This window comes from Marinomonas algicola, from assembly GCF_014805825.1.
Taxonomy (GTDB): domain Bacteria; phylum Pseudomonadota; class Gammaproteobacteria; order Pseudomonadales; family Marinomonadaceae; genus Marinomonas; species Marinomonas algicola.
Map to the genome: position 1 here is coordinate 3,596,272 of NZ_CP061941.1, position 15,206 is coordinate 3,611,477.

Below are 15,206 nucleotides of genomic sequence, written 5' to 3' on the forward strand. Positions count from 1 at the left end.
ACACCATTTTCTATTCCTTTTGTTATACCCATTCAACCTCTTAAGAATAAAGTAAAACCTTATTATTCAATAACTTAAATCCAATAACAACTCTGGCACTACTATTGCTATGTTAATACTCAACTTACGTACCAAAACAAGTAGTAGCGTACTGGAATGAATTCAAAACGTACTGACAGGGGACACTCTGCAGTACGTTTTGAACCTCAGACATAGAGTTCAACATCAAAAACGTCAAGGTTAATGTCAGCCTATAACCTAGGTTTTCAGACAATCTTCAAAAAATAAAACTAAAAAATAGAAAAAAGGAAATCGTTCATGACCAATGAAACAAAAACCAATTTTTGGAGTGGTCTCGCGCTCTGGAAAAAAATCTTAATCGGTATGGTACTCGGCGTCATTGTTGGCTCTATCATGGGGCCAAGCGCTGAAATACTAAAGCCGATTGGCACTCTTTTCATCAATGCCATTAAAATGCTCATCGTACCACTGGTGTTTTGCTCTCTAATTGTGGGCATAACCTCCATGAAAGATACCAGCAAAATGGGAAGAATTGGTCTGAAAGCCATTGTTTTGTATCTAGGGACAACCGCGGTGGCCATCACTATTGGATTGACGTTAGCCAATATTTTTCTCCCTGGCGTAGGCTTAAACATGACGATAACGGACCCAAATGCCGTTGGTAAAGAAGCGCCGGCGTTAGTTCAAACCTTGCTAAACATGATCCCAAAAAACCCAATTAATGCTTTGGCTTCTGGTAATATTTTACAAATTATCATCTTTGCTTTGGGTCTAGGCATTGCACTCACACTATGTGGTGAAAAAGGCGAGCCAGCCATCAAGGTGTTTGAAAGTTTAGCTGAGGCCATGTACAAGCTAACTGAAATCGTTATGAAGCTTGCGCCTTACGGGGTATTCGGCTTAATGGCTTGGGTGGCTGGTAAGTACGGTATGGACATTCTATTACCTCTAATCAAAGTTATCACAGCGGTATATATTGGTTGTTTATTGCATGTATTGGTTTTCTATACTGGCATGATCAGCGTTATTGGCCGTTTAAATCCAATCATCTATCTAAAAGGTTTGATTAACCCCGCCGCGGTTGCATTCACAACGACAAGCAGCTCCGGCACATTACCGGCTACGATTAAGGCATCGCGCGAAGAGATGGGTGTCTCCAAAGGCATTTCCAGCTTTGTTTTGCCTCTTGGAGCAACCATCAATATGGATGGTACGGCCTTGTATCAAGGAGTGTGTGCTTTGTTCATTGCTCAGGCATTCGGTATTGATTTAGAGTTCTCCGACTATATTGTCATTATCCTTACCTCAACTCTTGCTTCTGTCGGTACAGCTGGCGTACCAGGAGCAGGATTAATTATGCTGTCTCTTGTTTTAACGACCGTAGGCTTGCCGCTAGAAGGTTTGGCTATCGTGGCTGGTATTGACCGTATTTTAGATATGGCCCGAACCAGCGTGAACGTTTGCGGTGACTTGATGGTTACTGTACTGGTGGGTAAAAGTGAAAATGAATTAGATGAGTCTATTTATAATAAAACAGCTTAATAAATAGACTTTGACACTCTAACACGACCCCCCCCTATTGCTCAAAACGCAATAGGGGATTTTTTAATTCATTAAGCTTATGGTACTCACCGCTAGCAGGGCACCCTTAACCAAATTGGTTCTCGCCTGTAAACAATAAGCTCGCTCCTCATTCTTGATTAAATCGCGTACTCAACGTACCGTTAGCCTACTTTAATTAGCTTAATGTTTTTCGTAGGAGACAATGAATGACCTATTTTGTCGGCGCTTATGCTTCTTCACCATCAGGTGAATCATGGAACCCCGAATTAGAAGCGGAATTTTATTCCAAGCTCAAACAAGAACCGAATATAAAAGGTTTAGAGCACCCTTTTCTTGGTTCTTTACATCCTTATGACGACACTTGGTTCCTCGAAAACATAGACCCTACCTGGAACTTCGTTTTTACCTGCATTCCAGGCACAATGAATGAACTGGGGAAAAACCCAGAGTTTGGACTCGCCTCCACCTCCGAGTCAGGTCGTTTGGCCGCACTGGCGTTTCTAGAAAAAGCCAGAGTTGCCATAAAACAGCTTAATTCTCATCTAGGTAGGCAAGCCGTAACCGCTATTCAAATACACTCTGCACCAAAGCAACCGGAGGGAACCTCCTCAAAGTCGGCTTTTCAAACTTCGTTGGACGCGCTTTTAGCGTGGGACTGGGATGGTGCAAAAGTGGTTGTTGAGCATTGTGATACTCTCCTAGATGAGCACCCACCTGCAAAAGGCTTCTTATCGCTTGCAGAAGAAGCCAGCGCCATAATAACCGCAAACCGTACCGCTCACAGGAATAATCTCAAAAACAGTGTGGGAATGGTGATTAATTGGGGAAGATCCGTTATTGAAACACGCCACCCTGAAGGCGCAATACAGCATATACACTACCTTAATGAAAAAAGATTACTCTGCGGTATTATGTTCTCTGGTGTTTCAGATAAAGAGTCAGAATTCGGCGTATGGCAAGACTCTCATATGCCACCAACGGCCGCGACCGAGCACGCTAAAGGCGAGTCTGACTCACTGATGTCAGCCGAAGAAATCCATAAATGTTTACGAACCGCAAAGGCCAAAGAAAACAAAGAACTTATTTTAGGTATTAAATTAGGCATTCGCCCTAGCGCAGCGTCGATTGAAGATCGCATTGCTTATAACGCAAATGCACTCTCCATTTTAGATGATTTTTTTACTAAATAACTTATTAGAGACCTTTAGAGGATAAAAGCGGTATAAGGGCTTAATTTATACACAAAAACAGGCGAACCTAATTAAAAAACAGCAACACGCGTTTTTGTGGATAGTTTGCAAAAACGAAGAGTAGAGATCGACTGGCGACCCTATTTGGTCACATCATAGCCATATAAAGGGTCTAATTTAGACGACACAAGGGAGGGTAAAGCCTTTGATGCCATATTAATCATGTTTAAGCGTATACGGCCTAACGCTCCCCCTTTCATGTGGTATAAATCCGCATTGTCTCGAGACATAGCTTGGACTTTACTGGCTCGAGGTAAGCGTACAAGCGTATACCGTTTTAACGCGTGCTGGACACGCTGTTGATCTTGCATATTGGTGGAAGACAGCTCTTTCGCTAAGACATAAGCATCTTCTAAGGCCATGGCAGCCCCTTGTGCCATAAAAGGCAACATTGGGTGGCAAGCATCACCTAATAACACCACCCGCTTTAAGTGCCACTTAGCTAATGGTTCGCGACCAAAAAGCCCCCATAAGAAAGTTTCCTCTACCGATTCTAATAATTGAGTCACTTCAGGATGCCAACCAGAAAAGGCGCGCTTTAAATGCTCCGCATCGCCTTGGGTATTCCAAGATTCAGAAGCCCATTCTTTTCGCTCTTCAACGGCCACAAAGTTAATGAGCTTCCCTCCACGTAAATAGTAGGTGACTAAATGACGTCCAGGTCCAACCCAAACCGTTGCATCCGGTTTAATCAGATGCGGTGGCAACTTATCCGTGGGGACAACGCCTCTCCAGGCCACTTGCCCGGTAAAAACAGGGGCGTTTACATCATGGTTAAAATCGTCAACGGTTTGCAGTTGAGCAAGTACGTTCGAACGTATTCCATCAGCACCAATCAGAAGGGACGCCGAATCAGTCGTACCATCTTCCAAAGTAATCCTTACCTGATGATCGTCTTGGGTGAAACTGATTAACCTCGAATTAAGTCGTATATCAACACCAATGTCAGTCGCTGCATCCAAAAGAAGTGCATGTAAATCCGCTCGATGCAAATGTAAATAAGGCGATTGATAGCGCTGTTCTGCGACTTTTCCTAATTCTGCCTTTAAAAAATACGAGCCTTTTTGGTAGTGTCTCAGTACCGCATTTTGTGGCACAAAAGCCACCTTGTTTACCTGTTCACTAAGTCCTAATGCTTCTAAGACTTTCATTGCATTTGGGCTCATTTGCAGTCCGGCACCTACTTCACCTAATTGAGATGACTGTTCAAATACCTGCACGGAAAACCCTCGCTGAGCGAAGGACAAAGCCGCACACAAGCCACCAATACCGGCACCCGCAATTACAATCTTTTGTTTCATTAATGGACCTTTTTGTTAAAAAACAGTGAAGATAACGCAAGGAAATATAAACGATACCTACAATAAAAGAATGTTTCGGATCAAAAAAAATTCATTTTTTTTGATCCGAAACATTCTTATGATACGTATTTTCAAGGCATGTAGATTAGCGAAAGCATGGTTTACAACCTATCATTATAAGAGAATAAATCATTTTTAAGAGCACTGAAGTGCACTCTTTCCTAGTTAATCAAAGGTAATTTATGAACAGTCCAAAGCCTAATAACGATCCTAATGATCTTTTTATCTACAAAGTCTTACTTGCACAAGCCCCCATGCTTTTTGTAAGTGGATTAGTTGGAGAAAAGTTATTCATTTTTTCCAGTATATGTGCGTTGGCCACACTACTGCTTACACAAATAAGCTATAGCATGTTTAAAAACACCACAACATTTAGCTTTATTGCCGCATTTTTGATGATGCTCACTTCGGCCGCGTTAATACAATCTCAAATGGGAATGATAGAAGCCCACTTTCATATCTTTGTCACCATGGTTGTTTTTCTAGTGTATCAAAAATGGCAGCCGCTCGTTATTAGCTTGATTACCGTGGCCATACATCATGTTGCCTTTATGATATTACAAAGCAACCATGTGTCTATCGGCGATATGCCAATTATGTTGTTGCCTTACGCTGATCATAGTATGGCCGTTGTTATGGTTCATGCTGCCTTTGCGGCTATGGAGACTGGCACTTTGATCTTTATGGCTCAGCAGATGCGCCAAAGTTCATCCGCAAATAGTAACATAGCGAACGCCATACAAAAGATTTCTGCAGACAATGATTTAACGGTCCGCATCAAAGACCCTAAAACAGAAATTGAATCTGTATTTAATACCTTCATTCTGCAGTTATCGGCCTTGTTTAAAGATTATCAAAACATAGCATTTAAATTGACAGAGGCCAGCCATGTGGTTTTCTCTATTGGGGAGCAAGCAAACCTAAAATCCCAAGAAAGCATTGTGGCGTCCCATAAAATGGCTAATACAGCCAACGATATTACTGAAATTATGAACGACGTATCCGTCAGTATTCATCAAACGTCACTGGAAGCCGCAGAGGTAGAAACGTCTACATTAAATGACAGTACACAAGCCCTTAAAATCATGGATGATATGCAATCTTTGGAAAAGGATACCATTAGTATTGCCGCCTCGTTAAATGAACTCACTACTGATGTTGGCTCAATAACAACACTACTTCAGTCGATCAGAGGCATATCAGAGCAAACTAATTTATTGGCCTTGAATGCCGCTATCGAAGCCGCTAGAGCTGGGGAGACAGGACGCGGGTTTGCCGTTGTCGCAGATGAAGTTCGCACGCTTGCAAAACGTTCGAGTGAATCCACAGACGAAATAGAAAAGGTCCTTGATAGATTAAATTTAAGTGCCAAAAAAACAGTGGAATCAATGGAGTCTGGTAAACACAGAACATCCTCTAATGTACTCAACACCAAATCCATATCAGATGGGCTAGTCGAACGCTCACAACAAGTCAGTAAAGTAGCCCATCAGAGTCAAAAAGCATCTCAAGAGACCAAAGATCAAGAAACCTCTCTTAAGACAATCTCTGATCAGCTCAGAGAAAATGCCGAAGCAACAAATGCTATGGCCTTAACCATGGAAAAATTGGCCCAAACGTCTAAAGATATTCTATTAGTAACAGAAGAATACCAACATAAGTCCGCTGTCTATAAAGTCTAACGAGCTCGTTTAGGAAGGTGAATGCCGCTCACCTTCCTATTGTTTACTCGATCCCATTTGTTAAATGTGCTACTTTCCTGCCCCTTTTGCAAAAAGTCGTTAGTTACTGATTATCGGCTGTACTTTTTAGGAACCCAAACATGATCACTGGTTTAGACTACGGGACCTCTAACTGCGCTCTTTCAGCCCGTCAAAAAAACTCAGCCGAGGGCTCTAAGATCGCCCTAGTACCACTAGAAAATAGCAAACATTTTATTCCTTCAACGCTTTATGCACTTGAAAGGGAGCTTATTGTTGAGTCTGTTGCGAAGAACATACAAAGAAAGGAAACCCAGCAACATTTTATCAACCATCGCCGTAATCAATTAGCACAAGCTAATCGTGTTCGTTTAACCCATGATATTGCCACCAATGAGCAAGCTTTATTTTTTGGCCGAGAGGCCTTTTCACACTATTTAGAGCAGCCGGATGAAGGCTATTTTGTTAAATCCCCCAAATCCTTCCTCGGAAGCAGTGGCTTTCGCCCACAGTTTATTGAATTTTTCGAAGACATTGTTACCGCGATGATGCAGAACATAAAAGACAAAGCGGAAGCGCATTTGGGTGCGGCCTTAACCAACACCGTTATTGGCCGTCCAGTTAATTTCCAAGGCATCAACTCTGAAAACAGTAATGCTCAAGCTCTGTCTATCCTAACAACAGCGGCCAAGCGTGCAGGATACAAAGAAGTCGAATTCCTCTATGAGCCCATTGCCGCCGGGTTTGCCTTTGAAGAACAGTTAACACAAGACAAAACGGTACTGGTTATCGATATTGGTGGCGGTACGTCGGACTGTGCCATGGTGAGAATGGGACCAAGCTATCGTAAGAAAACAGATCGTTCAGAGGATTTTTTAAGCCATACGGGTGAACGAGTTGGTGGTAATGACTTAGACATACAACTCGCAGGAAAAAACTTTATGCCATTATTTGGCATGGAGTCGGAACTGAAAAATGGTTTACCTATGCCGACACAGATTTTTTGGAATGCCGTCACAACGAACGATGTCAGTGCTCAGGCTCACTTTAACAGTTTGCCCACCGAGATGAGTTTAGAGCAAATGTTACGAGATACAAAGGAGCCTAAATTACTCAATCGGCTACGGCTTTTACGTGATAATAAGCAAAACTTCCAACTGGTTCGCGATGCAGAACAATGCAAAATTGCCCTATCTAATGCATTGAACAACCAAGTGGATCTCAGTTACATAGAAAAAGACTTGTTTTGTACGGTATCAAGAGACGACTACCAAAAAGCCATTCAACCACCTTTGTCAAAAATGATGTCCTTAATGACTCAAGCCGTAAAAGACGCGGGGGAAACACCGGATGTGGTCTTTGTTACTGGAGGATCGGCTCAATCTCCTATTATACGCGATGCCATTAAGCAGACATTGGGTGATGTAGACATTTTAGATGGTGATCATTTTGGCAGTGTGGCGGCCGGTTTGGGGGTCTGGGCTGAGCGCATTTTTGCCTAATATGAAAAGAAGTGGCGCTAATGACAAAAAAAGCGAAGTCTACAACCTTTGTTGTAGACTTCGGGAAGGTTGAGTCCTAAAGCGAAATCCTAGAAAAAAAATACCGCTATCCAAGTATAAAGGCAGAGTAAAACACTGATAAACACCGCCGCAGATCCCGTGTCTTTTGCTAACCCTGACAAGGGATGAAAATCAAGTCCAATACGATCAACCGTTGCTTCAATCGCCGTATTAACTAATTCCATTAACAGTACCAACATCAATGAAAAGATAAGAAAAATCCTCTCAAGTTTGGCAACATCCGCAATCAGTGCAATAGGAACCAGTATCAAAGCTAAAATCACCTCTTGCCTAAAAGCCGCTTCGTATAAAACATTATGTCGCAACCCTTTCCAGGAATACCCAGCCGCAAATAAGATTCGCTTAAGACCCGTGTGTTTCGTTATTTTCATGCGTTGAATACCTTAAACTAGGAATAAAAGATCTGATACGAGTGAGACGCTCAGAATTCAGCAAGAGAGCAATGCTGTAAGCCATAAGCCAAGAAAAAATCATGCTCACTAAAGTGTGACTTAAAAAGTGGTGACCAATCAGCATTTTATAGCCCCCCATCAGCCAACCGATCGTTAAAGCACACCCTATGGCTTGAATACGTCCTTTTCTCGTCCTCGCGAGAAAAAAGAGTGACACTAAAGCAAACCCGCCACTGGCATGAGCGGCCGGAAAACAGCGTTGCGCTTGAGTTGGTTTTACCCCTTCAGGATAAGCCTCAAATACAACCACATATGGCACGTTCCCACCATAGTTTGTTAACTGATAAGGACAGGCTACATTACTGATATCTTTAGCAAAAGCGACAGCTAATGGGATGAATACCAAGGATAAAAAGACAACCATTAAGCCAGTAAATCTTACTTTTACCCAAGTTTTATTTCTAAAAAACAACAATAAAATCAATATGGTAAGTGCAAAAAGCACCAAAGACGCTTTCACTCCATCATAAAACACCAAATGCGCAATACTGGTTTTGTCTAGTATCAGAACCCAATGCTTCTCTGAAAAATTATATAAGGCATTCTGCACAACGACATCAAGCGATGTTGTTTCAAATATCATCATGGTTAACAATAATAAAAGAAGCGTGTAGATCACTGGTTTTATAGAAAGGGTCATGGTTAGCCTTCCCCGCCACTGAGCTTGATTAAAGCGGTTTCAGACGCTGGAGGCAGTGTCGTTTCTAAATGGAAAAAGGTCAGCAAGGTATCAAATAACGCATCGTGAGAATTAGCTTGCTGCGCCAGTATCTGTGTTTTCTCTAAATCTAGAGACGTCAACTGACCTGTCCACAACAACATTGGCACATGCGTTTGTGTCTCTGGAGCAAACGCATAGGGTAAGCCGTGTAGATAAACACCCGCTTCCCCTAAGGATTCGCCATGATCGCTCACATACAACATGCTGGTATCAAAAGTGGCATTGGCTTTCAATAATTCAATCACCTTTGACAAAAAATAATCGGTATAACGAATGCTGTTATCGTAAGAGTTCATCACTTCTTGGTTTGAGCATTGAGCCAATTCTGGAGTATTACAAGTAGGCTGAAAGTGAGTAAACTCTTCTGGATAGCGTTTAAAGTAAGCAGGGCCATGACTGCCCATTTGATGCAGAACAATCATAATATCGCCCGATTCTTGATCGATATACTCTTGTAAACCGTCAAGCATACCAAGGTCTCGACACTCTATGTCGCATTGAGTATTCACATCATTGGAATGGAAATCTTGATAAGTCACTCGTAATGCTGCGCCTTTTGAGTCTGAATTATTATCTCGCCATAAAACACTGACATCAGCCTCTTGCAGCAAATCCAACACATTTTCCGTTCTTCTCGTGGTTTTTACATCAAGGCCTTCTCTACCTTGATAAGCAAACATGCAAGGAACCGAAACGGCTGTAGAGGTTCCACAAGAAGAAATGTTAGGGAAATTAATTAATCCTGGTTCTTTGGCGGTAAACTCATTGGTTAAACGATCATAACCATTTAAGGAAAAATGATCAGCACGGGCCGTTTCACCAACAACCATAATAACTAAGCGTCGGTTGTTCCAACGGCTGTCAGGTATTTTTGCTGTTGCTTTTGTATTTAATAAAATGAGTTCTTTGCTTTCTGGCGTTTTGAACATGTCACTAACATAGCGAATACTGGCATAAATGGGATAACTTGGGTTTACGTAATAACGAACGGATTTATGCTCTCTAAAGAAGCTGGCAAACTGCGTACTGTTTGACACTATGCTCAACCCTGAAATAACAAAGGCTAAGAGAGCTAATAAGGCTAAACGAAGAACTTTTTGTAGTCTGCCTTCTTTTTTTACAGTAACGATCAAGATAAACAAGCTAGGTAATACCGCAAAAAACAGTAGCCTTAGTAGCAGACCCGAAGTAACCATATCAAAGGCTTCCGCTGTATTGGTTTCGAGTGTGTTGCGTATCATATCCGAATCAATAACAGTGCCAAAGGTATCGGTAAAATAAGCGGACAATGTAGCGACAAAAATAAAGCCGATGCTGACTATTTTGACGGGAATGACTAAACTAAAAAGGGTCATTAATAAGACTAAAAGCGCAAATAAAAGCACACTTACCGAGGTGATAAATCCAAGGTTATCACCAAGAGAGTATAAGGCTGTCACCTTAGTGAAAAAAACCACATTCGCCGTGATAGCAATAAACAAAGCGACGATAATCAGCACCGCGTAACGCGGTAAATTTAGTTTAGGTAATGTCATTTTATGAGTCATTTTCTGTGTGACCACTCAGTTCATTGAAAGTGCAGCAAATGTACTGAAAACACAGTTAAACCCCTGTTAGGTAAATGTTAAGAAAGTGTTAAATGAAAAATAACGGTAAACTAAACTCGCTAAACGGATTGACGTAGCCCTAAATAGACCAAAGACTCGATAAACATGGGAGAGTGTGTTGCGAATATTAATTGTCGAAGATAACCAGGATATTTTGGAAAATATCTATGAGTATTTTGAACCTCTTGGCTATACCCTGGACAGCGCATTAAATGGGTTGAACGGGTTATCACTGGCGATAGAAAACAGTTACGATGTGATCATATTGGATATTATGTTGCCACGACTCGATGGGCTTCAATTATGCCAACGATTGCGTCAAGAACTTATGTTAAACACGCCTATTATTATGCTAACGGCAAAAGATACCATTGAGGATAAAGTAAAAGGACTCAGGCATGGTGCCGATGACTACTTAATAAAACCCTTCTCTCTTATCGAGTTAGAAGCGCGTTTACAAGCATTAAGTCGACGGGGTTCTAATGCCTATTCAAAGCCACCTTTGACTCTAGGAACCCTGGAATTTGATCCTCAAACATTAGCGTTAACACGAGAAAGCACTCCGCTCCAACTTAAACCCATTGGTTATAAAATCTTAGCCATCTTGATGAAAGACTCACCAAAAGTCTTTACCAGAAAAGAATTGGAATACAAACTTTGGGGAGACTCACCGCCTGATAGTGATGCTTTAAGAACACACATTCATACCATGCGCCAAGTGATCGATAAACCTTTCAGTACCCAAATGATTAAAACCGTCCAAGGTATTGGCTATTGCATGGTATCGACAAATGAGTAAATCCTTAACATTAAAAAATCGAATTTCCTTATCCTATATAAGTTTATCCATTCTAATTTGTATGGTCTTTATTACCATTTTTCGCTTTTCAGAAAGCGTTATTGAAGAATATCTAATCTATCCGCAACTGACTTTTGAGCTCGAGCGATTTATCCACAGTCAAGACAGTACGACTATTGTGCCCCCAGGTATGTCTTTTTACAGTGAAGACAAGATACCTGAGCCATTAAAACAGCTTCAACCACAAAAAAATCTTCAAGAAATGCAAATAGAAGGCAAAGAAGTCTCCATTGTTGTGTCTAAATTCAACAATCAAATTTTCATGGTAGTGGATAATGAATCCATTTTTGAAGGTCTAGAGGAAGCCATTGCCACAACGTTGATGTTAGCGTCTTTCTTTTCAATTCTAATCGCTTGGCTGTTTAGTAAATTCTCGACTCAATCCGTGATCGCCCCACTTTCGCTCATGGTAAAAGAGATAGAAAGCGATTCGGAAAGACTTCATTTTTCGATTACTTCTACGGATGAAATTGGCACTCTGGCACGTGCGATTGAAGAGAGAAACGCCAGACTACAAGATTTTTTAGAACGTGAACGTGTTTTTAGCAGTGATACCAGCCATGAGCTAAGAACGCCTCTGACGGTCATTTTAGGGGCAACAGAAGTACTTTCAGCCAATTTAGCCGATCAACCTAAATTACTTAAAACGGTGAACCGGATCAGGAGAACCACTCTCGATACTACTGAGCAAGTCTCTGCACTCTTGTTACTTTCTCGATCCCCCGAACGATTACTCTTTTCCAAGATAGACGTAAGCACGCTTATTAAAGAACAAGTTAATCAATGTGAACCGCTTTTAAAAAACAAACCAGTCTCGCTGATTACAGACATTCAAGAGGCCGTAGAAATACACTCTCAAGCAGAGCTTATTAGCATAGTATTAAGAAATTTATTGAGAAACGCGTGTCAACATACAGAGCAAGGTAACATTACAATCAGGTTAACCAAAAACACGCTAATTGTTGAAGACACTGGCCGTGGCATAGGTGCCGAAAACCAAGCGCTGCTTTTTAATCGAAGCCGCAACGCGAACAGTCAAACAGGATACGGTTTTGGCCTCAGTATCGTTAAACGCATTATCGATCAACTAAACTGGAACATTCAGTTCGACACGCCAGATCAAGGTGGCAGCCGCTTTATTGTGTTTTTCCATGATTCAAACAAATTACCGTTATAAAAAAGCAAGACAATCTGGGTAATACTGGTCGAAAGTAGAGCAATCAGGTATGCTGCACGCCCACTAAGAAGCAAATGCCATTGGTGGATTATTATTCTTCCTTTGATATGAGATTACCCTATGAGTTTTGCCTCTTTGGGCTTAAGTGCCCCCCTCCTAAAAGCCATTGAAAAACAAGGGTATACTACCCCCACTCCAATTCAACAACAGGCGATCCCGGCTGTTTTAGAAGGACGAGATGTGATGGCCGCTGCACAGACAGGGACAGGCAAAACGGCGGGCTTTACATTGCCTCTCCTAGAACGGCTTGCTAACAAGGCGCCGGTAGAGGGCAACCAAGTACGTTGCTTAGTATTAACCCCCACGCGCGAATTAGCCGCTCAAGTCAGTGAAAGCATTGCCACTTATGGAGCAAACTTACCCCTTCGTTCGGCCGTTGTTTTCGGTGGCGTTAAGATTAATCCTCAGATAGCATTAATGCGTCGAGGTGTGGATATTTTGGTGGCCACACCTGGTCGTCTGTTAGATTTGTACAATCAAAATGCCGTAAAATTTAACAATCTCGAAATACTCGTCTTGGATGAAGCCGACCGTATGCTCGACATGGGTTTTATTAACGACATCAAAAAAGTCTTAAAAGTCTTGCCAAAGAAACGTCAAAATTTACTTTTCTCAGCCACCTTTTCAGACGACATTCGTACTTTGGCCAAAGGCTTGGTAAATGACCCTGTCGAGATTTCAGTAACACCAAGAAACGCCACAGCAAACACAGTCAAGCAATGGATTCATTGCGTAGACAAAAAAGAAAAAGGCGACCTACTCGTTCAGCTTATTAAAGACAATAAGTGGCATCAAGTGCTGGTATTTACACGCACAAAACATGGTGCCAACAAGCTCACAAAACAGCTTAACGAAGCCGGCATCACCGCCGCCGCTATTCATGGTAACAAGAGTCAGGGAGCTCGCACTAAGGCTTTGGCCGAATTCAAACAAAACGTGACTCGTATTCTTGTGGCAACCGATATTGCGGCCCGCGGTTTGGATATCGAACAATTACCGCAGGTGGTTAACTTTGATTTACCGAATGTAGCAGAAGATTATGTGCATCGTATTGGCCGTACTGGCCGTGCTGGAGCAAGTGGTCATGCGGTATCACTCGTTGCGGCCGATGAGGTAGATCAGTTAATTGCCATTGAGCGTCTCATTCAGAAAGTATTAGAGCGCCGTCACATCGATGGTTTCGAAGCCAATCACATGGTTCCTATTACGACTTTAGATTCACGCCCGATGAAGGCAAAGAAACCCAGTCGCGGTGGACAGAATAACGTGTCAGCCCCTGTCTCTCGTAACAAAGGTCGAGGCCGTGGAGGCAATGGCAGCAACCTTCCAAGAGCCAATAAGTCAGAAAATAAAGGTGGCAAAGAGAATCGCTCACCAGCCAAGCCAGCCGTCTCTGCAACCAAAGACGGTCTTCGTAGCCAACCTATGTCACCGAGACGACGACCAGCAAACAAAGCCAGTTAATCTGCAATAAAAAACATCATCTCGTCTTTAAGTAAGCACAAAAAAACGTCAGCTGCGTCCTTCAGGTCTGACGTTTTTAGTGCTTTTACGTCTTATACAGAAACCCTCATTCAAGACTCTAAGGCCATTTTTACAGCATGATGAGCATGGATAGCGGTTGTATCATACAGAGGAATGGTCGTATGCTCTTGCTGTATTAATAACGCAATTTCAGTACAGCCCAAAATAATAGCTTGCGCGCCTTGATCGGATAAATCTTGGATCACCTCTAAATACACCTTGCGAGACAGCTCATTAATTTTCCCTAAGCACAGCTCTTGGTAAATAATCTCATGTACTGAGTCTCTTTGAATTTGGTTTGGCACCACTAGATCAATACCGTATTTTTGCTGCATCCTACCTTTATAAAAGGCCTCTTCCATTGTAAAACGAGTGCCCAACAAGCCCACTTTATCAACACCTGCTTGCTTCAGCTGAGTGGCGGTAGCATCAACAATATGAATCACAGGAAGACGAACAGCCGCCTGAATTTCAGTATAGAGTTTATGCATGGTATTGGTACAAATTAGAATAAAATCCACTCCAGCCACTTCAAGCCGACGCGCCGCATCGATTAAAATGGCCGCCGCTTCATCCCATTGATGAGTACGCTGTAACACTTCTATTTCAGCAAAGTCCACACTGTAAAGGCAGATCTTAGCGGAATGAAGCCCACCCAGTGCCGACTTCACACCCTGATTAAGCAAACTGTAATAACTCGCAGTGGACTCCCAGCTCATTCCACCAATAAGACCAATCGTTTTCATTTCTGCTTCCTCTATCCTGCCGTATTTAGTGTCATAAAGAATGATAAAGAGTATAAATCTCAGACAGCCGAAAAATAGAGACACCCAAGAGAATTAAAAACATACAGATTGTCTGCCCACGAGGCTCTATTAGAGAAGCACGGCTTCCAAATCAACGTATTCCAGCATTACTCCGCCCAAAACCATTCCCCCGTTTCTTCAATCAACAGATTGTCTTTCTGTTTAACAATAAACGTACCCGCTTCGTACACATAATAGTTAAAATCGTCTTTTTCAAAGTAGTAACCTAAAAAACGACATGGTGTCACACCGTCTTTACAAGGCTGATGCAGACTTTCACCTACTAGAGCTAAACGGTAGCCTGATCGCTTTGAAAGCCCTTCAAAGTGGGCATGATTACAGCTCACGTTACCTTCTTCACAACGAGTTTCAACTCGAATACGGTAATTTTCTGTCTCAAGCACATCCGCACTCAAAAGCACAGGTAGCCCAAAGGCGCACAATCCCAGTAAATATTTCATAATCAATCGTCTTTTATAAGAAAAAACACAAAGCCCACACAAAAATTAGCTATAATTGTCG

The 15,206-nt window shown here is 42.1% G+C and carries 13 protein-coding genes; 7 read left to right on the forward strand and 6 right to left on the reverse strand.

Annotated elements, in window-relative coordinates; translation table 11 throughout:
* The first annotated feature begins 318 nt into the window (after positions 1–318).
* Entirely contained in the window at positions 319–1,563 is a 1,245-nt protein-coding gene (locus IEZ33_RS16425; RefSeq protein WP_191601094.1) for a dicarboxylate/amino acid:cation symporter, read from the forward strand.
* Between the two features lie 227 nt (positions 1,564–1,790).
* On the forward strand, positions 1,791–2,774 hold the full coding sequence (locus IEZ33_RS16430; RefSeq protein WP_191601095.1) for a DUF4862 family protein: 984 nt from the start codon (positions 1,791–1,793) through the stop codon (positions 2,772–2,774).
* A gap of 140 nt (positions 2,775–2,914) precedes the next feature.
* Here the strand turns inward: IEZ33_RS16430 and IEZ33_RS16435 are convergent, their stop codons facing one another.
* Complete coding sequence (locus tag IEZ33_RS16435; protein ID WP_191601096.1) at positions 2,915–4,135, reverse strand: FAD-dependent monooxygenase; 1,221 nt, start codon at positions 4,133–4,135, stop codon at positions 2,915–2,917.
* Between the two features lie 242 nt (positions 4,136–4,377).
* Here IEZ33_RS16435 and IEZ33_RS16440 point away from each other — a divergent pair, with 242 nt between their 5' ends.
* Together IEZ33_RS16440 and yegD are read left to right on the forward strand one after the other, a co-directional pair.
* Complete coding sequence (locus IEZ33_RS16440; RefSeq protein WP_191601097.1) at positions 4,378–5,877, forward strand: methyl-accepting chemotaxis protein; 1,500 nt, start codon at positions 4,378–4,380, stop codon at positions 5,875–5,877.
* A gap of 140 nt (positions 5,878–6,017) precedes the next feature.
* A complete protein-coding gene (yegD, locus tag IEZ33_RS16445) occupies positions 6,018–7,397 on the forward strand; it encodes a molecular chaperone (RefSeq protein WP_191601098.1) in 1,380 nt (459 codons plus the stop codon).
* Positions 7,398–7,486: 89 nt separating this feature from the next.
* Here the strand turns inward: yegD and IEZ33_RS16450 are convergent, their stop codons facing one another.
* Genes IEZ33_RS16450 through IEZ33_RS16460 form a run of 3 tightly spaced genes read right to left on the reverse strand, consistent with a single transcriptional unit; the run spans position 7,487 to position 10,186 of the window.
* Positions 7,487–7,849 carry a diacylglycerol kinase gene (locus IEZ33_RS16450; protein WP_191601099.1) on the reverse strand — a complete coding sequence of 121 codons (363 nt, stop codon included), beginning with the start codon at positions 7,847–7,849 and terminating at the stop codon, positions 7,487–7,489.
* Positions 7,821–8,570 (reverse strand): phosphatase PAP2 family protein, encoded by a 750-nt coding sequence (locus tag IEZ33_RS16455; RefSeq protein ID WP_191601100.1) that lies wholly within the window; start codon positions 8,568–8,570, stop codon positions 7,821–7,823. The genes IEZ33_RS16450 and IEZ33_RS16455 overlap by 29 nt, the downstream gene beginning before the upstream one ends.
* 2 nt (positions 8,571–8,572) lie before the next feature.
* Positions 8,573–10,186 carry a phosphoethanolamine transferase gene (locus IEZ33_RS16460; RefSeq protein ID WP_191601101.1) on the reverse strand — a complete coding sequence of 538 codons (1,614 nt, stop codon included), beginning with the start codon at positions 10,184–10,186 and terminating at the stop codon, positions 8,573–8,575.
* A 190-nt stretch (positions 10,187–10,376) separates the two neighbouring features.
* On the opposite strand from IEZ33_RS16460, the gene IEZ33_RS16465 reads away from it, so the two are divergent.
* The 3 genes from IEZ33_RS16465 to IEZ33_RS16475 all read left to right on the forward strand — a co-directional run bounded on the left by IEZ33_RS16465 (position 10,377) and on the right by IEZ33_RS16475 (position 13,818).
* Complete coding sequence (locus tag IEZ33_RS16465) at positions 10,377–11,057, forward strand: response regulator transcription factor (RefSeq protein ID WP_191601102.1); 681 nt, start codon at positions 10,377–10,379, stop codon at positions 11,055–11,057.
* Complete coding sequence (locus IEZ33_RS16470) at positions 11,050–12,294, forward strand: sensor histidine kinase (RefSeq protein ID WP_191601103.1); 1,245 nt, start codon at positions 11,050–11,052, stop codon at positions 12,292–12,294. Before IEZ33_RS16465 ends, IEZ33_RS16470 begins: the two co-directional genes overlap by 8 nt.
* Positions 12,295–12,414: 120 nt before the next feature.
* A complete protein-coding gene (locus IEZ33_RS16475; protein ID WP_191601104.1) occupies positions 12,415–13,818 on the forward strand; it encodes a DEAD/DEAH box helicase in 1,404 nt (467 codons plus the stop codon).
* Between the two features lie 110 nt (positions 13,819–13,928).
* Here IEZ33_RS16475 and IEZ33_RS16480 read toward each other — a convergent pair whose 3' ends face one another.
* Both IEZ33_RS16480 and IEZ33_RS16485 read right to left on the reverse strand, forming a co-directional pair.
* Complete coding sequence (locus IEZ33_RS16480; protein ID WP_191601105.1) at positions 13,929–14,624, reverse strand: aspartate/glutamate racemase family protein; 696 nt, start codon at positions 14,622–14,624, stop codon at positions 13,929–13,931.
* A gap of 167 nt (positions 14,625–14,791) precedes the next feature.
* The gene (locus IEZ33_RS16485; RefSeq protein ID WP_191601106.1) at positions 14,792–15,145 is read right to left on the reverse strand and encodes a hypothetical protein; all 354 of its coding nucleotides are present in this window, start codon (positions 15,143–15,145) and stop codon (positions 14,792–14,794) included.
* Positions 15,146–15,206: the final 61 nt, after the last annotated feature.